This window comes from Asticcacaulis sp. P2_B1 (genome assembly GCF_056404915.1).
On record NZ_JBFUDD010000004.1, the window covers coordinates 258,806 to 277,135 of the forward strand.

Genomic DNA, 18,330 nt, shown 5'->3' on the forward strand with positions numbered 1-18,330 from the left:
TCGATATAGTGTGACATTTGAACCACACAAGGTCTTACCGCAAAGAATCAGGTGAAACCTTGACGCCAATCAACTGCCGTCCGCCGCCATGACCCAGATCCGCAATGGCGCAGGAAAAGATAGATGCCATGGCTGGAAAAGCCGGAACGATGCCACTATAGTGCCCGCATGAAATACATGCTGGAAGACAAAGTGTTTTATCCCGCGGCAGCCGTGCTGGCCTTGCTATTGATCGCCATCAGCATTGCCTGGCCCCAGGGCCTCGGCAAGCCATCGCCCGCGCCGTTCGGCCACGCGGTCGTCATGCCGGACTATTTCCGCATGGTCCATGACGTCGAAGCGCGCCGCAAACGTCAGGCGCAGGAAAAGGCCATTCGGCTCAAGGCACAGGAAGCGCTGAAGAAAGACGCGGCGTCTGTGGCTTCATCGTCTTCCCCGGCCTTGCGCCCCGCTCTGAAACGTTGAGCCTCAATCGTTCCACTTCAAGCCTGTTCATTTTCGGCTATGGCCATATAGGCGCGGCCCTGGCTGACCTGGCACGCGCGGCTGGTTACGCGATCCATGCGACGGCCCGGAGCGCCGATAAACGGGAATCTCTCGAAAACGTAGGCATAAAGGCCGTCGACCCGGCCGATCCTAAGGCCTTGCGCCAGGCCGCCTCGGCCGACGCCATGCTGATCACGCCGGCGCCCGGCGACGACGGGTGCCCGGCCTTTGCCGCCACGTCCGGCCTGGACCGTTTACCGCCTTGGATCGGCTATCTTTCGACCACCGGCGTCTATGGCGACCGCGGCGGCGGCTGGGTGTTTGAAGACAGCGAACTCAGGCCCAATTCCGCCGAAGGGCGCCGTCGGGTCATCGCCGAACAGCAGTGGCTGGGTCGCGGCGCCCAGGTGTTTCGCTTACCCGGCCTGTACGGCGCCGATCGCAATGTGCTGTTGCGCTTGCGCGATGGTACGGCCCGCCGCGTCGACAAACCCGGCCATGTCTTCTCCCGCCTGCATCACGACGATTGCGCCACCGCCCTGATGGCCAGCCTGAACCGACCGCGCTCTGGCGGCATCTATAATCTCTGCGACGACGAACCCGCCTCACCCGACGATGTCCTGGTGTTCGGGGCAGAGTTGATGGGCCTTCCCCTGCCCGGCTTTACCGAGATCACACCGGCCATGGCGCGTTTCTACGGCGACAACAAACGCGTCTCCAATGCCCTGGCCAAGGCGGAGCTGGGCTGGGCCCTGCGCTATCCAACCTATCGTGAAGGCCTGCGGGCCCTTTACGCCCCACATTAAAAAGATTAGCTATAATATTACACCAAGGGGCGACTCACAGGAGCGGCCCAAGGAGCCTGCATGCCTTCACCCAATGTTAAAACCATGGTTGTCACCGGCGCCTCTTCCGGCATCGGCGCCGAATTCGCGCGGCAGTACGCGGCGCGCGGCTGCAACCTGGTCCTGGTCGCCCGCCGGCTCAATCGCCTCGAAGACCTGGCCCACGACCTGATGGACCGCCATGGCGTCCAGGTGACCTGCCTGGCGGCCGATCTGGGCAAGCGCGACCAGGTCATACACCTGTTACAACGCTTGAAAGAGCTTGAGATTCAAGCGGATGGCCTGATCAACAATGCCGGCTACTCCCTGGCCCATACCTTCGCCAAAACCACGGTCGACCAGCAGATGGACTTCGTCGAAGTCTGTGTCAGTACCCCGACCTACCTGGCGCGCGGCCTCCTCGACCATATGTTGGAACAGGGCTATGGCCGTATCATCAATGTCTCGTCCATGGTCGCCTTCTCGCCCGGCGCCGCCGGCCACACCCTCTATCCAGCCGCCAAATCCTACATGTTGAAGTTCTCGCGCTCCCTGGCGGCCGAGGTCGCCGACAAGGGTGTGCTGGTGACGGCGCTCTGTCCAGGCTCGACCGAATCGGAATTCCAGACCGCCAACGGCATGCAGGAAGTCCTCAAGAACAAAAAGTCGCGCTTCGTCCAGACCGCCGAAGAGGTGGTCGCCGCCGCCATCCGCGCCAACGAAGCCGGCCGCGAAGTCATCGTCACCGGCCTGTTCAACAAGTTCGCGGTAGCCACCATGACCCTGCTGCCCGACTTCATCATCACCCCATTGATCCGCTGGGGTGCCAAAAAATATCAGGTAAAGGAATAGGATGCCCGAGACTGCCCCCGCTACCGAATCCACCCATTACGATCTGATCGTTATCGGCTCGGGCGCCGGCGGCGGTACCCTGGCCTATGCTGTCGCCAATTCCGGCAAGAAGATTCTGATCCTCGAACGCGGCCAGGAACTGCCGCAGGAGCCGCAGAACTGGGACGCCAAGGCGGTGTTTATCGACCACCGCTACCGCACCAAGGAAACATGGGTCGACAAGAACGATCGCCCCTTCATCCCCAACACCAATTACTGGGTCGGCGGTAATACCACCTTCTATGGCGCCGCCTTGATGCGCATGAAGAAGCGCGATTTCGAAGCCGTCGAACACGCCGACGGCCTGTCGCCGGCCTGGCCGGTGACCTATGACGACATGGCGCCGTGGTACGAAAAGGCCGAAAAGCTGTGGCGCGTCCACGGCACGCGCGGCATCGACCCCAATGACCTGCCGGAGGACCCGCCCTTCCCCTACCCAGCCGTCACGGACGATCCCGGTGTCGCCAAGCTGAAAACGCACTTTTCCGATATCGGCTGGCATCCCTCGCCCCTGCCTCTGGGCATCAATCGTGATGAAAAGAACCCGCTAACCTCGCACTGCGTCCGCTGCACGACCTGCGGTGGCTATCCCTGCCTGCTCAAGGCCAAGAGCGATGCGCGCACAATCGTCCTCGATCCCATTCGCGCCCTGTCCAATGTCACCATCCTGCCCGGCCATAAGGTCATCAATCTGGTCACCGACGGCACCGGCAAGACCGTCACCTCGGTCGTCACCGAAGGCGCGGACGGCGCCATCGTCACCTTTACCGGTGACCTGTTCGCTGTGGCCGCCGGCGCCGCCAACAGCGCCGCCATCCTGCTGCGCTCGGTATCGGCGAACCACCCGCACGGCCTGGCCAACGGCTCGGGCCTGGTCGGCCGCAACTACATGTTCCACACGACCTCGGCCGTGATTTCGATCCTGGCGGATAGATTCGACTCGACCTTCCCCAAAACCTTTGCCGTCAACGACTTCTATTTCGGCGAACCCGACGGCTCCTATCCCTATCCGATGGGCCAGATTCAGCTGTTGGAATATATGTCGGGACAGACCCTGGAAGGCCAGATCGCCGATATCATCCCGCCGGCATTGATCCCGAACTTCCTCACCGACGACATCGCCAAGCATATGGTCGCCTTCCTGACCATGAGCGAGGATTTGCCGCGACTCGAAAACCGCGTCACCCTGACCGAAACCGGGCAAATCAAACTGACCTATACCGCCAATAACCTGCAGTCCCACCTGCGCCTGACCAAGCGGCTGGAGGAGGGTCTGAAGGGATTCAGCCTGCGCCAGCACACCCTGTTCGAGCCGCATTTCGAGATCGACCAACTGCTGCCGCTCTATGGCACGGCGCACCAATGCGGCACCATCCGCTTCGGCCGCGACCCGTCGACCAGCGTGCTCGACGTCAATTGCAAGGCGCATGAGCTCGACAATCTCTACGTTGTCGACACCTCGTTCTTCGTTAGCAGTTCGGCCGTCAATCCGACCCTGACCACGGTCGCCAATGCCTTGCGTGTCGGAGAACACCTGTTGGAACGCTGGGCGTGAAACTCGCAGCCCTATGCGGCAGCCTGCGCAAAGGGTCGCTGAATGCCGCCCTGATCGAGGCTGTCGCCGGTTTCGGGCTGTGCCAGGTCGAGCGCGTCTCGACCATCCTGCCACCGTTCGATCCGGACCTGGCCGATGACGCACCTGCCGATGTCGTGGTCTTTCGCGAAGGCCTCAGGCGCGCCGACGCCATCCTGATCTCGGCGCCTGAATACGCCATGGGCATACCGGGCGTCTTAAAAAACGCCATCGATTGGACGGTCGGCAGTTGCGAATTCGCCCATAAGCCGACAGCCCTGATAACCTGCTCGGCTTTGGGCGAAATCGCTCATCAGGCCATGTTGGAAATTTTGCGGGTGCTGGAAGCACGGATCACGCGGGAAACGACCCTTTTGATGTCGCACAACCGCACCAAGATCCGAAGCGACGGCACCATTATCGATGCGGAAGCCGAGCGACAGACGCGGGCGGTTATCGAAGCGCTGATAGCCCAACTGGCCCCTACCGACTGATCTAACGAGCAATTCATCTTATAATTGCCGAACATATAAAGCCAACCTAAAGACGATTGTTCTGGAGCGCCTAACTCAAAACGTACCACATCTACTCCGAATGAAGTCCAGACATGGTTTATGACATTGATTTTATACAAAAAATGCCTCTCAGACCGCGCTCCGAATGGCATTCGCGACGCTCCGAATAGAGCGGCCGCTCCGAAGTCAGTAGGCTAAGGCCGTGCCATCCTTGCGCATTTCGGTGGCGGCGCCATAGGCCCGTCCCAAGGGCTGCGGACGGTTCTCAATCGCCTGATAACCACCGAAGCCGCCGTCCGAAGCGCCCATCTGCCAACCCAGCGCGATCAGGCCGGCGCGCGTGTCGTCCGGCACCCCGCTTTCCAGCCGCAAGGTGCCCGTACCGATCGCCTCTTCGCCGGTCGGCTCCGACGAGCCTTCATGGTGCCAGCGCGGCGAGTCGCCGGCCTCCTGCAAACCCAGCCCATATTCGATCAGATTGACCAGGATCTGCGCCTGGCCTTGCGGCTGCATGTCGCCGCCCATGACGCCGAACGACAGCCACGGCGCCCCATCCTTCATGGCAAACCCGGGAATGATGGTCTGGAACGGCCGCTTACCGGGCGCATAGATATTGGGCGAGCCGTCCTTCAGCGAGAACAGCTCGCCGCGGTCCTGGAACATGAAGCCCAACCCGTCGGCCACCAGCCCCGAGCCCATGCCGCGGTAGTTGGACTGGATCCAGCTGACCATCATGCCGCTATTGTCCGAGACGGTAAAATAGGTGGTGTCGCCCTTGGTCGGCGCCTCGTAAGGCACGACGCGCGGAATAATGCTGTCCGGGCGGATTTTCGCCGCCTGTGACTTGGCATAGTCCTTTGACAGCAGGGCTTCGATCGGCGTTTTGGCGAAGGCCGGATCAGCGAAGAATTTGGCGCGGTCCTCAAAGGCCAGGCGCTTGGCCTCAACCTGAGTATGGATCGACTGGACGCTTTGAAAACCCATGGTTTTCAGGTCGAAATTTTCCAGGATGTTCATAATCTGCAGCGTCGACAGGCCTTGCGAATTGGGTGGCAGACCCAACACTTCGACACCGCGATAGGTGGTGCGGATCGGCTCAACGAACTCGCCTTGGTGGGCTGCCAGATCCTCGCGCGTCATGAAGCCGCCGATACGCTTGAAATAGCGTTCGATGCGTTCGGCGATTTCGCCTTCGTAAAAGGCCCGCGCCCCGCCGGCGGCGACCAGACGATAACTGGCGGCCAGATCCGGGTTACGGAAGATCTCACCTTCGACCGGGGCGTGACCATTAGGCGCCCAGGTCTTCTGCGCATTCATCGTTTCCGGCAAGGCGCGCTTGGGATCGAGGAAGATCTTGAGATTGCGGTCGATATAGTAGGCGATGGTTTCCGATACCGGTACGCCCTCTTCGGCCAGGGCAATCGCCGGCGCCAGCAGGTCCTTGAACGGCAGCTTGCCGTAACGCTTGTGCATCTGCCCCCAGGCATCGACGGCGCCAGGCACCGAGACCGGCAGGATGCCCAGCGAAGGGATATGGCCGCCCGGCGAATGTTGGCGGACATAGTCGAGGCTCATGCCGCGCGGCGAACGGCCGGAGCCGTTGAAACCAATGACCTTTTTCAGCGCCGGGTCATAGACCATGCAAAAGGCGTCGCCGCCCATGCCGCAGGATATCGGCTCGAGAAACCCGAGTGCCGCATTGATGGCGATAGCGGCATCGATGGCCGAGCCGCCGCTGCGCAGGGTCTCGATACCGATCTGGGAAGCGATGGGATGGGCGGTCGCCGCGGCGCCGTGGATCCCCCAGGCTTCGGATCGCGTGGCGAACGGCGCCCCCGTGATACGGTCGCCGAAATGAACCGTGCCGGCCATGGCCTGGGTGGCAAGAGCGGCCGGCAGGGCGGCCAGAAAGGAACGTCGCTTCATCGATAGCCTCCCGTGACGGATAGCCTATCTGGTTCCAGTTTCAACGGTTTGGCAAGCCCGCAATTCAGCCACCATGGCGACCAGCAAATCGAGGTCCTGCGGCCGCGACAAACGATGGTCGCCGTCCTTGATCAGGTGGATATGGGCATTGGGCGTGGTGAAGGCCTCCAGCAGTCGAACACCGTGCTGCCATGGCACCAGATCGTCCTGCATGCCATGAAGAATGCGCACCGGGCCGTCGAACGGAATAGCGCTATCCAGCACATCGTGGCGCGCCGCTTCAGCAAAGAAGGCCTGGGACAACGGCACCGGCCGGTCATAGCCTGGCATCATATGGACGCCCGAGACGTCGAGCGCCCGGCGCTCTTCCGGGCTCATGCCGGGCAGCATCAGCTTGGTGGCGAAATCGGCGGCCGGCGCCAGGAAGCCGGCGGCCATCACGCGCTCCGGCCGCGCTTGGATCAGCCGTGACAACATATGCCCGCCCATGGAGGAACCGACACAGACCAGCGCCCCTTCGGTCAGTCCATCGGCGACGGCGAGGACATTGTCGAACCAGCGGCCGACGCGCGCCTCTTCGAACACCCCGCCGGTTTCACCGTGGGCGAAATAGTCGAAACAGAGAAAATCCCACCCCTTAGCCCGCGATTCGGCGCTCAAGCGGGTGATCTTGCTGCCGGTCATGTCGGAGAGAAACCCGCCCAGCCACAGGATGGTCGGGCCCTCGCCGCGGATATGGCGCCAGGCGATGCGATCGCCATTGGGCGCGTCGAGGTACGACGCAGGCTCTTGATTTGATACAGCTTCCATCATGCTTGACTTAAAGCCGGACGCGGCCCCATACAAGCCTTCATGTCCGCCTCATCCTTCACCGGCTGCGTTTTACAGGTCGTCCCCGAACTCGATACCGGCGGCGTCGAACAGACCGTGCTCGATGTCAGCGACGCCATCATCAAGGCCGGCGGCCGGGCCATTGTCGCCACCCGCGGCGGTAAGCTGGTCGAGCGGTTGACGAAGCTGGGCGCCACGGTCGTCCATCTGCCCGTCCACAGCAAGAACCCGTTCACCCAGTTCCAGCTCTATTTTACCCTGCGCAAGCTGATCCGCCGCGAGAGCGTCGACATCGTCCACGTCCGCTCGCGGGCCCCAGCCATGGCCGCCATCGCCGCCGCCCGCGCCGAAAAGATCCGCAGCGTCGCCACCTATCACGGCATCTATAACGCCAAATCGTCGCTCAAGCGCTGGTACAACAGCCAGATGACGCGCGCCGACATGACGATCGCCAATTCCGACTATACCCGCGCCCATATCCTCAGCACCTATCCCGAAGTGCCGCCCGAGCGCGTCATCAGCATCCCGCGCGGCATCGACCTGAAACGCTTCGACCCGGAAGCCTTCGACGTGCGCAAGATCATGGCGCTCGACGAAGCCTGGGGGACGGATCGCAACGACAATCGCGTGCGCTTCCTGCTGGCGGCGCGTCTGACCAAATGGAAGGGCCAGGTCGCCGTCATCGAAGCCGCCGGCCGGTTGAAAAAACAGGGCATCGACAACTTCCATGTCTTCCTGGCCGGCGACGATCAGGGCCGCAGCGACTACAGCCGCGCGCTCGGGCTGCTGATCGAGGACAACGGCCTGGTGGATCACGTCAAGCTGGTCGGCCACGTTACGGACATGCCCAGCGCCTATAGCCTGTGCCATTTCGCCCTGGCGCCTTCGCTCGATCCCGAAGCCTTCGGCCGCACCGCCGTCGAGCCCCAGGCCATGCAGCGGCCGGTTCTGGCCGCCGCCCATGGCGCCACGGTCGAGACCGTCATCGACGGCGTCACCGGCTGGCTGGTGCCGCCGGGCGATATCGACGCCTGGGCCGAAGCTATGCGCAGGGCCATGAACTTGAGCGAAGAACAACGCTTCAGCATGGGCGTCAAAGGCCGCGCCCACGTCAAGGCCAACTTCGGTCTCGACGTCATGTGCGAACGCACCCTTGATGTTTACCGCGCACTGCTTATCTTGAACACACGCCCGTATCGCGGCTAAATCACGTACATGAATCGCATAACCGCGATCACTTTTCCCGAATATTTAACCGATTGCGGCTATTGGGGATTGATAGTCGCCTTGCGACTCGTCATAATCCGCGCGCAATCGCAAACCGCCTCTGCATCCCATTAACTACCGTAGGAGAACGACCTATTCGTCGCCCAATCCAAGCCCCGCCCCCTAAAGACGGCCCCCGCATCAATCAGGACATCAAGGTCCCCCGTGTTCTCTTGATCGACGCCGCCGGCGAAAAGCAAGGCATCATGCCGACCTCCGCCGCGTTAGAAGCCGCCGAAGAAGCCGGACTGGACCTCGTCGAAGTGTCGCCTACCGCTGACCCGCCGGTCTGCAAGATCCTCGATTACGGCAAGTACCGTTTCCAGGAGCAGAAGAAGAAGGCCGAGGCGCGCAAGAAGCAAAAGGTCGTCGAAATCAAGGAAATCAAGCTTCGCCCCAATATCGATATCCACGATTATGAGGTGAAGGCCAAGGCGATGACGCGCTTCTTCGAAGAAGGCGACAAAGTCAAGGTAACGCTACGCTTCCGCGGCCGTGAAATGGCCCACCCGGAATTGGGCATGAAGCTGCTGCAAAAGGTCAAGGCCGACTTCGAACCGACCACCAAGGTGGAATACGAGCCGAAGATGGAAGGCAAGCAGATGATCATGATCCTGGCGCCGAAATAGGCCGCCGGAATTAGGTTTCAAATAACCCCGTGGTCATGCCGCGGGGTTTTTTGTTGGTTGTGTCGCCGACTTGGTGCAATTTGACGGCACAGTCTTCAGGATATCCGTCATGCACTTCATTCAATTCGATCGCGCCAATTTGCCCGAGCCCGAACATACGACGCCGGCGTCGGACAAGGTCATCGACGGCGATCCGCGCTTTACCTTGTGGACCCTGGACGCGTCGGAAGACGATACGCGCTTTGCCGGCTATTGGGCGTCAACGCCGGGGACTTGGCGGGTCAGCTACGACGAATGGGAATATTGCGCTTTGGTCGAAGGCCATGCCATTGTCACCGAGGATGGCGGCCAACCGGTGCACCTGAAACCCGGCGACCATTTTATCTTCCGGCCTGGCTATGTCGGTCAATGGCAGGTCGTCGAACCTGTTCTGAAGACTTTTGTCGTCATCATACCGGCAGCTTGTGAGGCTTAGGTTTCCTCAACAGCGCCGCTGGTGAAAAGCCTGTGATCAGGGCCGTGCCGGTGATCACCAGAACGCCGCCGAGGGCGGTATCCCAGCCGACATGTTCATGCAGGAACAGCCAGCCCCACAGTGTACCGAAGACCGGCACCAGGAAGGTCACGGTCAGGGCCGACGGCGCGCCGACCTGATCGACCAGCTGGAAATAGAGCATGTAGGCAATGCCGCTGCACACCACGCCCAGGGCGACAATGGCGGCAATAACGCCCAGCCCCGGCATGTGCTCGGCCGGAAAGAAAGGTGCGATCGGCAGCAGCGCGACGGTGGCGCCCCACATGCTGCCGTGGGCGTTGGAAAAGGCGTCGCTACCCTTGGCGGTTTTCGAATAGGCCGCGGCGACGGCGTAGAGGAAGGCGGCGAACAGCCCGGCTGCCAGGGCAAGCCAGGCCCCCGCACTGAAGCTGGCTGTGTCGAAGCCGACAAGGACCGAGACTCCGGCAATGCCGAGCACCAGCCCGCTCAGCGCCTTGACCGAGGGGAAGTGCCGCGTCCAGATGGCTGCGATCAGGGCGCCCCAAATCGGCGACGTCGCATTGAGGATCGACAACAACGACGCCGATAGGCTGTGGGCGGCATAGGCGAACAGGACGAACGGAATGGCCGAATTGAGCAGGCCGAGGATAAGAAAGTGTTTCCACTGGCCTTTGACGTCGAGCCGGCGTTTTTGCACGACCGCGACACCGAGCAGGAACAAGGCGGCCAGGGCCACACGGATCGTGATCAACATGACCGGGCCCATGACGGGAGCGCAGATACGCATGAACAGGAAGGAGCCACCCCAGATGGCGCCGAGAGCGATCAATTTCAGGAAGGCGGATAAGGTCATGCGCCTGAGATAGGGAGGGCCTGCCCGACTGTCACGCCGAATCTTGCGATTGAAACCATTTTGGCGCCTTGTTTATGTCCGCTGGCAGAAACCCTACTCCCAGAACTCCTGTTCCTCGGGAATGCGATTAAAAGCGATCTTGGCGCCGACGAAATCGTGCAGCTTGGTCCGCGGCCCGATCGTGATAGCGTCCTTGCCGAAACGCTGATTGAGGCCGTCGAGTGCCGTCAGCAGTTTCATATGGCGGCTGTCCTCATGGGCCTCGGGCGTCCAGCCGAACAGGTCGGGCGGCGCATCGGCCGAGACCATTTGCAGGCAGGTGACCCCGATCTTGCGCACTCGGCCCTCGGTCAGCTTGATGGCGCATGCAGCCCACAGGTCGTCCATGGCTTGCAGCAATCGAAAACTGTCCGAGGTCGCCGTAAAGCGCGTCTCGGCCTGAGCCTTGCCCTTCATGCCGCGCAGCGACAGGTTCAGTCCCGTGCATTTATAGCCCATGCGCCGCAACCGTGATCCGCATTTGGCCGTCAGTCGCCGGGCGACACCGCGCGCCGCGTCGAGACCGCGCAATTCCGCCGGCAGCACGTGCGAATGGCTGATCGACGACCGCACCGTCTCCGCCTCTTGCGGGTCGGTACCGTGCAGGGCGTAGCAGAAGTTTTCCCCCATCACCCCACCCCAGATCTGGCGCAGTCGCGACGGCGACAGGGCCCACAATTGCGCCACATCGAAGACGCCAGCCTGGTTCAGCCGCAGCTTCATACCGCCGCCGATACCGGCAAAATCGTCGATCTTCAAACCCAGCAATTGCCCCGGCAACTGATCGCGGCGCAGCACGGTCAGGCCAAGCGGTTTGCGCATATCGGCCGCCGTCTTGGCCAGCAGCCGCGACGGCGCCAGGCCGATGGAAGCCGTCAGGCACTCGCCGACATGTTCGAGAATGCGCCTCTGGATACGGTGCCCCAGGGCGCGCGCCGGCGCCTCGAGGCGTTGCGGGCCGGTGAGCCGACAGGCGACCTCATCGATCGAGCAGACTTTTTCGACCGGCATCACGCGGTCGACCTGCTCCAATATCTTGTCGTGCAGTTCGACATAGCGGTCCGGCCGCGCTTCGACGATCGCGATATCGGGACATATGGCCTTGGCATCGCGCACGCCGGTGCCGGTCTTGATGCCCAGGACCTTGGCTTCCTGGCTGGCGGCGATGGCCGAGGTATAGTCCGACATCACCGGCACGACGATCAAGGGCCGGCGGCGCAGGCGGTAATCATCCTGCTGTTCGCAACTGGCGAAATAGGAGTTCATATCAAGATACAGCCAGCGCAAATCGCCGCCGTCCGCCCACGGGTCCTCTTCGCCTGTCCTGATCGTGCCATCCGCCATGACCGGAACATAACGAGAACATTCGAGAGAAGTCAAGACAGAACTTGTCTCGAACCTATTTAGGCCTGGGCACCGACTTGGCGCGCAGCATCAGATCGGGCTTGAGATAGAGCTGGGCCATTTTCTGCACATCGGCGGGGGACACCGCCATATATTGCCGCCACAGATCGACGCGGTATTTCCACAGCTTGTCGTTGCCGTAGAGGCCGGCAATGACGGCCTGCCAATCGTCATTGGTCTTGTATTTATCGCCGATGCCGTTGACCAGGGGTGAACGCGCCCGGTCCAGTTCATCATTGGTGACAGGCTGGGCCTGCAGGTCGGTGGCGATCTTGGTGACGGCGTCGTAAAAGGCCTGGTCCATGTCGGGTTTTATCGTCGCCTGAGCCCAGATATAGCCGTAGCCCTTGAAGGTTTCGGACAGGTTGGTCGCGGCTTGGGAATCGTAGGTCGCGCCTTCGTGTTCGCGCAGTTCGTCGTTCAGCCTGCCGTCGAACACCGCCGCCAGCAGGTCCATCGCCCGGGTCGAGGGAATGTCGGCCAGGGCGTCGGTCGCCGGGAAGGCGGCGAAAGCCACTTCCTGGTCGTCGCGGCCATCGTGATAATAGACCTGGGGCGTGCGGTCGGTCGGCAGGGCGATATGATCGGCACCGGGCGCCGGCGTGTAATGGTCGGGGACCGGCGGCAAGGTCGCGAAGGTGCGCTCGACCTGACGCAGGGCGGAGGCCTCGTTGATATCGCCGGAGATGGTGATCTCTATCGGAACATCGGTCATGGTCTTGCGCAACATGGCCTTCATATCGTCGAGCGTGGTCGCTGCCATTTCCGCCTTGGTCGGGAAGCGCGCCCGCGGATCATTGCCGGTGAGATAGCCGCTGAGCCCGATATTGAGAACATTGCCCGGGTCGGTCGTCATGGTGCTGTAGACATAGTCGAGCGACGCGATCTTGCTGGCGAAGGTGTCGGCGCGGTAGCCGGGATCGGTGACATAGGCCATCAACAGCTGCATTTCGGTATTGTAGCTGTCGGTGGTCGTCGTCCCGGACAGCATGGCGCTGTCCTCGTCCAAACTATAGGTGACGCTGACCGTCTTGTCGGCCAGGGCCTTTGTCATGGCGTCCGGCGAAATCTTGGTCAGCCCGCCGTCGACGACATCGAAGATATTGGTCTTCTGCAGCAACGGCGAATCCGCCGGCGAAAACAGCTTGTTGCCGCCCGCGAAACGGACACTGACAATGACCTCGTTCTTGATCAGGGGCGATGACTTGATATTGACGACGACACCGTTGGGATAGACGAAGCGGTCATAATCGAGCAGATTGACGACTTGTTTCCTAGCCGCCTTCACCGGCGGACCGAAATTTGTATACGGCCAGGCGACGGCCGTGTCTTGTGTCCAGACAGCATCGGTCTCGCCCTGGACCTCGGTATAGGCCGCCTTCATGGCGTCGGCGTCGAAAACCGCCGGGTCCTCACCCTGGCGCGCCAATAGCGGCCCGTCGCCGTCGAACAACCATTTGGCCAGGACATTGGTGGCATCGACCGTCAGGGCGGGACGGATCTTGGTCCACAGATCAGCATATTGTTGCGCGGAAATATAGACGCCGTCGTCATTGATGGCGTCTTCCAGATCACTGGCGACGCTGTCGCTGAACTGGGTCTTCTGCGTCTTGACCAGATTGCTCATCTGGGCGTCGGTCTGGTTGACGAAGGCGGCGACCTCGGCGGCGGTCACGCCCTGGCCGACAAATTGATGCAGGGTTTTCAATGCCGCGATGAAGGCGGCCTTCTGCTGGCCGGGCCTGGGAACGATGGTCAGCCAGGTGGTATTACCGCTGAGGGTTTGATTGTCATAGGTGACACTGGCGCTGAGATAAGGAGCGTCGGGACTTTGCGCCAATTGCTGATAACGCGCATTGAGGATCTGGGTCGCCATATATTTGATCATGCCGCGCGTCCGGCTCTGGGTCGTGTCGGGCAAATCGATCATCGGGCGGAACCAGGTCGCGCTCACCGACTCGTAGAGGTTCTTTTCGGTATAGAGAGTGGTGTTCAAACCCTTCGGCTGGTAGGCGCCGTAATCGACCGTTTTGGGCGGCACCGAACGCGCCGGCGCCCAGTCGCCGAACTTGACGCGGATACGCTTTTCCATGGCGTTGAGATCGAAATCGCCGACCACGATCAAGGTGGCGTTTTCCGGCCGGTAGAAATCGTCATAATAGTCGACGATCGCCTGACGCGGCGCCGTCCTGATGGTGTCGACCAGGCCGATCGGGTTGCGCTGCGTATAGAGCTGGCCCTTGAAAGCGGCATCGATAAAGGCCTGCTGGGCGCGGGCTTGGGGCGAAGCACGCAGGCGTTCTTCGCTGAGCACCACACCGCGCTCGCGCTCGATGGCATCGGGTGCGAAGGTCAGATTGCCTGCGATCTCGCGCAGGATGAACATGGCGGTCTCAAACTGGTTGCTGTCATTGCCCGGCAGGTTGAGGACATAGTCGGTGGTTTCATAGTCGGTGAAGGCGTTGACGTCCTGACCGAAGGCGAAACCCTCGCGCGCCAGGATCTTGGTCAGTTCGCCTTCCTTGATATTGGTCGACCCGTTGAAGGCCATGTGCTCGACGAAGTGGGCCAGTCCGCGCTGGTTGTCGCCTTCCTGCATCGATCCGGCGCCAATGCGCAGGCGCAACGCCCCGCCGCGGGCCGTCGCCGTATTCTTGTAGAGGATATAGGTCATGCCGTTGGGCAGACGGCCATAACGCGCCGCCGGATCGGGCTTGAGGTCGCTCGCATCCTGCGCCCAGGCAATGCCTTGACCCAAGGCGCGCAGCGGCGGCGCGGCATGGACTGGCGCGACAAAAGCCAGAAGGCCCAGCACGGCAAGACCCAGACTTATCAGACGTGCGACCGACATGCGATATTCCCCCTAAACCACCAGTCTGTACCTGTCCTGCCCACTAAATCAAGGGGCCGTCAGCACGACCGACGGCGCCGAGCGTTCGTGCGGGCCGTGATAGACGGCTTCGACATTGTGACCGTCGGGATCGAACAGGTAGGCGCCGTAATAGCCTGGGTGATAGTCGCGGAGACCCGGCGGGCCATTGTCGCGTCCGCCCGCCGCCAGGCCGGCCTCGTAAAAGCGCTTGACCGTCTCTTCGTCGGCCGCCTGAAAAGCGATATGGACATGGCTGACAACCCCATCGGCCGGGCTGACATAAAGTTCGTCGGCCGTGAAGGCATTGGGAAGATTGAGAAAGGCAATCTCGGGATTTACGGCACCTAGGACGGCGCGGTAGAAGCGCTCGCTGGCGGCCAAATCGGCAACGCGCAGGTGGACGTGATCGAACAGACGTCCGCGATGAAACTGCATGGAACTACCTCCTTGTGGCGCCCCGGCCCAAGCTTAGGACCTGATATTGGCTATGGCAATATGGAAAGCTTCCCTACTGTATCTTGACTCAAACTATGGCACAGTCGGATCGTTCATCTGAGGAGACCGCCATGAAACTGCCCGTGATATCGGCCATTGCCGTGCTCGGCATCCTGACCGCCTGCACGCCGGCCACGCCGTTTACCGTCACTGGCGGCGACATTCAGGAAGGGCGGTTTACCCACGCCCAGATGTTCAAGGGCTATGGCTGCACCGGCGACAATGTCTCCCCCTATATCACCTGGGAAGGAGCGCCCAGCAATGTGCAGAGCTTTGCCGTTACCATCTTCGATCCCGACGCCAAACCCAAGGGCTGGTATCACTGGCTGGTCGTCGATATCCCCGGTTCAGAGCGGTCCCTGGCGCCGGGCGCCGGCAGTGCATTGCCGCTGGGGATGATGCAGACGAAAAACGATTACGGCGTCGCGGGCTATGGCGGACCGTGTCCGCCGCCGGGCGAGGATCACCACTATGTTATGACGGTCTACGCCTTGAAGGTGACGTCGCTGCATGTGAACCCGGCCATGGCGCCCGCCGATGTCGTAGCGAAAATCAAGGCCAACGCCATCGCCGAGTCCCAGGTGACGGCCAAGGCGAAACGGTAGGCTGGAAGCCGGCTTTTCGGACCGGGACGGCCATCACGCAGTTGCGATAAAGAAACTATCGCAATCAAAAGCAAATCGTCTATAAAACCGATTATGTCAGAGTTCACTCCTGTAACCGCGCCGGCGGATGACCTTGTCGCGCCCAAATATCCGGCGGCCCTGGCGGAGCCGGCGCCGGGATTTCATGACAGCGAAGTCACGCCCGAACCTCACAACGACGAAAAGAACGAACGCACCTTTTTCCGCGGCAGGCTGCTGCGTACCATCCGCAACTTTATCGCTGAAAACGGCCCGCTGGCCGCCATGTTCGCCGTCGTCTTCGTCAATCTCGTCGGGTTCGGCATTATTGTTCCGCTGATCACCTTCTTTGCCGAGGACCTGAACGCCGATCCATGGCAGGTGACCCTGATGTTCACCGCCTATTCCCTGGGCCAGTTCTTCGCCGAGCCGTTTTTCGGCCGGTTATCCGACCGTATCGGCCGCAAACCCATCCTGATCATCTCTACTGCGTTGAGCGTTCTCTTTTACGTCGCCCTCGCCTATGCGCCCAATATCTGGATGGCCATCGCCATCCGTTTCTTCAGCGGCATCAGTTCCGGCAATATTTCGACCATTCAGGGCTATGTCTCCGACATGTCGAAGCCCGAACAGCGTTCCCACCGCATGAGCCTGATCGGGGCCGCCTTTTCGCTCGGTTTCGTCATCGGACCGTTTATCGGCGGCATGTTGAGCCACGAAAATTTCGACGGCAACAAGTTCCGCCTGCCCATGCTGGGCGCCGCGGTTCTGTCGGCCATCGCCTGTTTCGGCGTCATGCTCTATGTCCGCGAAAGCCGCCAGCGCGTGGTCCAGGCCGCGCCACAGCAGAACATGTTGAAGACCGCCCAGGAAGCGATGAAAAACCCGGTCATTGTCCGCGTCATCCTGGCGACACTTTGTTATATGGCCGCCTTCGCCGGCCTGGAATCGACCTTCAGCCTGTGGTCGAACCAGCGCTTCGGCTGGGGCCCCAAGGAGATCGGCGCCATCTTCCTCTTCATCGGCGTCACCGCTGCCCTGATGCAGATGGTGCTGATGCGCCCCCTCGTCCGGCGCTACGGCGAAAGCCGCGTCCTGGCCGGCGGTCTGTTTGTTTTCGGCGCCAGTTTCGCCCTTCAAGGCATCAACCATATCGGCTGGCTGATCACGCCGATCGTCATGCTGGGGACGCTGGGTCAGGCGGTTATCTTCTCATCGATCTGCGCCGTTATTTCGCTGGCATCGCCCCCCGACAAGCAGGGCGCCATGCTGGGGCTCAACATGGCGACGGGCGCCATTGCCCGCATCACCGGCCCGTTGTTCGCCGGTTTTTTCTTTAGCCAGTTGGGGCCGGATGCGCCGTTATGGATGGGCGCCGCCATGACCGTGCCGGCGGGTCTGCTGGCGCTGCAGATCGGTAAGGTCAAAAAGACACATGGATGAGTTCCAGCAGGCGTGGCATCGCTTCCACCCCAATACCTTCCCGATCGGTCATTTGCTGAAGGACAGCGACGGCTGGAACCTGACTCGTTTCCACCTGCTGCCGGGTGGCCATACGACGGCCCAAACATCGGACCAATTGCGCGACCTGCTGACGCGTTTCAATACCGTCGCCACAGCGACACTGGGCGAGGACGCGCCGTGCTATATCATGGCCTTGCAGTCAGCCAACGAGAACAAACCGCATCGTGCCCGCATGGAGCGGTTGAAGCGCCGGTTCAAGCTGCAGCCCGGCTGGCAGTTTTTCAGCACCAGCGATGCTCTGGCCTATACGGTGTGGTCGGGTGACTTGACCTGGCGCAGCGGCGGCTTCAACCGCCTGCTGCTGCATATCTACCGCCAGGATCTGTGGGACATTATCCTGATGAACAAGGCGACGGGGGCGGTGTTCTATGCCTACGATTCCGGTGCCGATGTGTCGCAGCCGACGCCTCAGCAACTGATCGCCCTGGTGTCGAAATTCTATGGCTGGATGCCGACGAACGGCAACGGCTTCCTGCAATTCAACACGGCCCAGATGGCCGGCGTTAAATTTCAGGTGACGCCGTCCTGCGCCGACGCCATCCAGGCCGTCACCGCTAAACAGCGCTGATCATGTCCCGCCAACGGCCCGTCAGGGCGTCGTAGTCCGGCTGCTCAGGGTAACTTAGTTCATCGTCCGCAATACAGACAAAGGCCTGTTTCGAACGCGTCCAGATATGGCCCGCCGGTCTGAGCCAACGCGCATCGTCGAAACTGCCACCCTTGATGTTGAACGCCTCGGCGCCAGGCTTGCGGCCGTGAAACAGCCGCGTTCCGCAGTTGGGGCAGAACTCGCAATATTTGTCGCGGCCGCTGTCGGCTGTGGTGGTGTAGAGAGCAAGCTCCCCCGTGACCTCGACATCGCCGGACTTGACACGAACGGATTCGCCAAAGGCCGATGATGACTGTTTCTGGCAATCGGTGCAGTGGCAGAGATAAAAGACCAGCGGCGCGGCCTTCAGGCTGTAGCGGACGGCGCCGCACTGGCAGCCGCCCAAAATCGGAAATGCGGGCAATGTGACCCTGTCCATGGGCAATCTCTCAATATCCGTAACTTGTGGGCCGTGGGAGACGGGTTTAGATGAA

General features: G+C 61.3%; 18 protein-coding genes. 11 read left to right on the plus strand and 7 right to left on the minus strand.

The features are described from left to right. Nucleotides 1-123 precede the first annotated feature (123 nt). Genes AC1DX3_RS13050 through AC1DX3_RS13070 form a run of 5 tightly spaced genes read left to right on the plus strand, consistent with a single transcriptional unit; the run spans nt 124 to nt 4,268 of the window. Nucleotides 124-465: a hypothetical protein gene (locus AC1DX3_RS13050; protein ID WP_476989734.1), complete on the plus strand. Its 342-nt coding sequence runs from the start codon at nt 124-126 to the stop codon at nt 463-465. Further along, nucleotides 462-1,292, plus strand: a complete 831-nt coding sequence (locus AC1DX3_RS13055) for a Rossmann-fold NAD(P)-binding domain-containing protein (RefSeq protein WP_476989735.1) — start codon at nt 462-464, stop codon at nt 1,290-1,292. Before AC1DX3_RS13050 ends, AC1DX3_RS13055 begins: the two co-directional genes overlap by 4 nt. A 60-nt stretch (nt 1,293-1,352) precedes the next feature. Continuing rightward, nucleotides 1,353-2,162: an SDR family NAD(P)-dependent oxidoreductase gene (locus tag AC1DX3_RS13060; RefSeq protein WP_476989736.1), complete on the plus strand. Its 810-nt coding sequence runs from the start codon at nt 1,353-1,355 to the stop codon at nt 2,160-2,162. 1 nt (nt 2,163) lies between these two features. Continuing rightward, nucleotides 2,164-3,756 carry a GMC oxidoreductase gene (locus tag AC1DX3_RS13065; RefSeq protein WP_476989737.1) on the plus strand — a complete coding sequence of 531 codons (1,593 nt, stop codon included), beginning with the start codon at nt 2,164-2,166 and terminating at the stop codon, nt 3,754-3,756. Beyond that, entirely contained in the window at nt 3,753-4,268 is a 516-nt protein-coding gene (locus tag AC1DX3_RS13070) for an NADPH-dependent FMN reductase (protein WP_476989738.1), read from the plus strand. The genes AC1DX3_RS13065 and AC1DX3_RS13070 overlap by 4 nt, the downstream gene beginning before the upstream one ends. Before the next feature lie 207 nt (nt 4,269-4,475). On the opposite strand, the gene ggt is transcribed toward AC1DX3_RS13070, so the two are convergent. Together ggt and AC1DX3_RS13080 are read right to left on the minus strand one after the other, a co-directional pair. Then, nucleotides 4,476-6,215 (minus strand): gamma-glutamyltransferase, encoded by a 1,740-nt coding sequence (ggt, locus tag AC1DX3_RS13075; RefSeq protein ID WP_476989739.1) that lies wholly within the window; start codon nt 6,213-6,215, stop codon nt 4,476-4,478. Between the two features lie 24 nt (nt 6,216-6,239). Continuing rightward, nucleotides 6,240-7,028 carry an alpha/beta fold hydrolase gene (locus AC1DX3_RS13080; RefSeq protein ID WP_476989740.1) on the minus strand — a complete coding sequence of 263 codons (789 nt, stop codon included), beginning with the start codon at nt 7,026-7,028 and terminating at the stop codon, nt 6,240-6,242. Between the two features lie 39 nt (nt 7,029-7,067). Between AC1DX3_RS13080 and AC1DX3_RS13085 the strand changes: the two genes are divergently transcribed. From AC1DX3_RS13085 to AC1DX3_RS13095, 3 genes are all read left to right on the plus strand, one after another. Further along, nucleotides 7,068-8,252: a glycosyltransferase family 4 protein gene (locus AC1DX3_RS13085; RefSeq protein ID WP_476989741.1), complete on the plus strand. Its 1,185-nt coding sequence runs from the start codon at nt 7,068-7,070 to the stop codon at nt 8,250-8,252. A gap of 167 nt (nt 8,253-8,419) precedes the next feature. Beyond that, the gene (gene infC / locus AC1DX3_RS13090; protein ID WP_476989805.1) at nt 8,420-8,941 is read left to right on the plus strand and encodes a translation initiation factor IF-3; all 522 of its coding nucleotides are present in this window, start codon (nt 8,420-8,422) and stop codon (nt 8,939-8,941) included. Nucleotides 8,942-9,050: 109 nt separating this feature from the next. Continuing rightward, nucleotides 9,051-9,416 (plus strand): cupin domain-containing protein, encoded by a 366-nt coding sequence (locus AC1DX3_RS13095; protein WP_476989742.1) that lies wholly within the window; start codon nt 9,051-9,053, stop codon nt 9,414-9,416. On the opposite strand, the gene AC1DX3_RS13100 is transcribed toward AC1DX3_RS13095, so the two are convergent. The 4 genes from AC1DX3_RS13100 to AC1DX3_RS13115 all read right to left on the minus strand — a co-directional run bounded on the left by AC1DX3_RS13100 (nt 9,391) and on the right by AC1DX3_RS13115 (nt 15,040). Then, nucleotides 9,391-10,290 (minus strand): DMT family transporter, encoded by a 900-nt coding sequence (locus AC1DX3_RS13100; protein WP_476989743.1) that lies wholly within the window; start codon nt 10,288-10,290, stop codon nt 9,391-9,393. The two genes, AC1DX3_RS13095 and AC1DX3_RS13100, sit on opposite strands and share 26 nt — an antisense overlap. Nucleotides 10,291-10,383: 93 nt before the next feature. Further along, nucleotides 10,384-11,709, minus strand: a complete 1,326-nt coding sequence (locus AC1DX3_RS13105) for a Y-family DNA polymerase (RefSeq protein ID WP_476989744.1) — start codon at nt 11,707-11,709, stop codon at nt 10,384-10,386. 19 nt (nt 11,710-11,728) lie between these two features. Next, on the minus strand, nt 11,729-14,584 hold the full coding sequence (locus AC1DX3_RS13110) for a M16 family metallopeptidase (RefSeq protein ID WP_476989745.1): 2,856 nt from the start codon (nt 14,582-14,584) through the stop codon (nt 11,729-11,731). A gap of 48 nt (nt 14,585-14,632) precedes the next feature. Further along, nucleotides 14,633-15,040: a VOC family protein gene (locus AC1DX3_RS13115; RefSeq protein WP_476989746.1), complete on the minus strand. Its 408-nt coding sequence runs from the start codon at nt 15,038-15,040 to the stop codon at nt 14,633-14,635. A gap of 131 nt (nt 15,041-15,171) precedes the next feature. Between AC1DX3_RS13115 and AC1DX3_RS13120 the strand changes: the two genes are divergently transcribed. The 3 genes from AC1DX3_RS13120 to AC1DX3_RS13130 all read left to right on the plus strand — a co-directional run bounded on the left by AC1DX3_RS13120 (nt 15,172) and on the right by AC1DX3_RS13130 (nt 17,815). After that, the gene (locus AC1DX3_RS13120) at nt 15,172-15,705 is read left to right on the plus strand and encodes a YbhB/YbcL family Raf kinase inhibitor-like protein (protein WP_476989747.1); all 534 of its coding nucleotides are present in this window, start codon (nt 15,172-15,174) and stop codon (nt 15,703-15,705) included. 93 nt (nt 15,706-15,798) lie between these two features. Then, nucleotides 15,799-17,166, plus strand: a complete 1,368-nt coding sequence (locus AC1DX3_RS13125) for an MFS transporter (RefSeq protein WP_476989748.1) — start codon at nt 15,799-15,801, stop codon at nt 17,164-17,166. Then, on the plus strand, nt 17,159-17,815 hold the full coding sequence (locus AC1DX3_RS13130; RefSeq protein ID WP_476989749.1) for a DUF3885 domain-containing protein: 657 nt from the start codon (nt 17,159-17,161) through the stop codon (nt 17,813-17,815). Before AC1DX3_RS13125 ends, AC1DX3_RS13130 begins: the two co-directional genes overlap by 8 nt. Here AC1DX3_RS13130 and AC1DX3_RS13135 read toward each other — a convergent pair. Further along, nucleotides 17,802-18,275, minus strand: a complete 474-nt coding sequence (locus tag AC1DX3_RS13135) for a GFA family protein (protein WP_476989750.1) — start codon at nt 18,273-18,275, stop codon at nt 17,802-17,804. The two genes, AC1DX3_RS13130 and AC1DX3_RS13135, sit on opposite strands and share 14 nt — an antisense overlap. Between the last annotated feature and the right edge of the window lie 55 nt (nt 18,276-18,330).

What these genes read in the sequence shown, in the direction of transcription:
- AC1DX3_RS13050 (WP_476989734.1), top strand. Translation starts at nt 124, where the DNA reads ATGCCATGGCTGGAAAAGCCGGAACGATGCCACTATAGTGCCCGCATG.
- AC1DX3_RS13060 (WP_476989736.1), top strand. Translation starts at nt 1,353, where the DNA reads ATGCCTTCACCCAATGTTAAAACCATGGTTGTCACCGGCGCCTCTTCC.
- AC1DX3_RS13065 (WP_476989737.1), top strand. Translation starts at nt 2,164, where the DNA reads ATGCCCGAGACTGCCCCCGCTACCGAATCCACCCATTACGATCTGATC.
- ggt (WP_476989739.1), bottom strand. Translation starts at nt 6,215, where the DNA reads ATGAAGCGACGTTCCTTTCTGGCCGCCCTGCCGGCCGCTCTTGCCACC.
- AC1DX3_RS13080 (WP_476989740.1), bottom strand. Translation starts at nt 7,028, where the DNA reads ATGATGGAAGCTGTATCAAATCAAGAGCCTGCGTCGTACCTCGACGCG.
- AC1DX3_RS13085 (WP_476989741.1), top strand. Translation starts at nt 7,068, where the DNA reads ATGTCCGCCTCATCCTTCACCGGCTGCGTTTTACAGGTCGTCCCCGAA.
- AC1DX3_RS13095 (WP_476989742.1), top strand. Translation starts at nt 9,051, where the DNA reads ATGCACTTCATTCAATTCGATCGCGCCAATTTGCCCGAGCCCGAACAT.
- AC1DX3_RS13100 (WP_476989743.1), bottom strand. Translation starts at nt 10,290, where the DNA reads ATGACCTTATCCGCCTTCCTGAAATTGATCGCTCTCGGCGCCATCTGG.
- AC1DX3_RS13110 (WP_476989745.1), bottom strand. Translation starts at nt 14,584, where the DNA reads ATGTCGGTCGCACGTCTGATAAGTCTGGGTCTTGCCGTGCTGGGCCTT.
- AC1DX3_RS13115 (WP_476989746.1), bottom strand. Translation starts at nt 15,040, where the DNA reads ATGCAGTTTCATCGCGGACGTCTGTTCGATCACGTCCACCTGCGCGTT.
- AC1DX3_RS13120 (WP_476989747.1), top strand. Translation starts at nt 15,172, where the DNA reads ATGAAACTGCCCGTGATATCGGCCATTGCCGTGCTCGGCATCCTGACC.
- AC1DX3_RS13125 (WP_476989748.1), top strand. Translation starts at nt 15,799, where the DNA reads ATGTCAGAGTTCACTCCTGTAACCGCGCCGGCGGATGACCTTGTCGCG.
- AC1DX3_RS13130 (WP_476989749.1), top strand. Translation starts at nt 17,159, where the DNA reads ATGGATGAGTTCCAGCAGGCGTGGCATCGCTTCCACCCCAATACCTTC.
- AC1DX3_RS13135 (WP_476989750.1), bottom strand. Translation starts at nt 18,275, where the DNA reads ATGGACAGGGTCACATTGCCCGCATTTCCGATTTTGGGCGGCTGCCAG.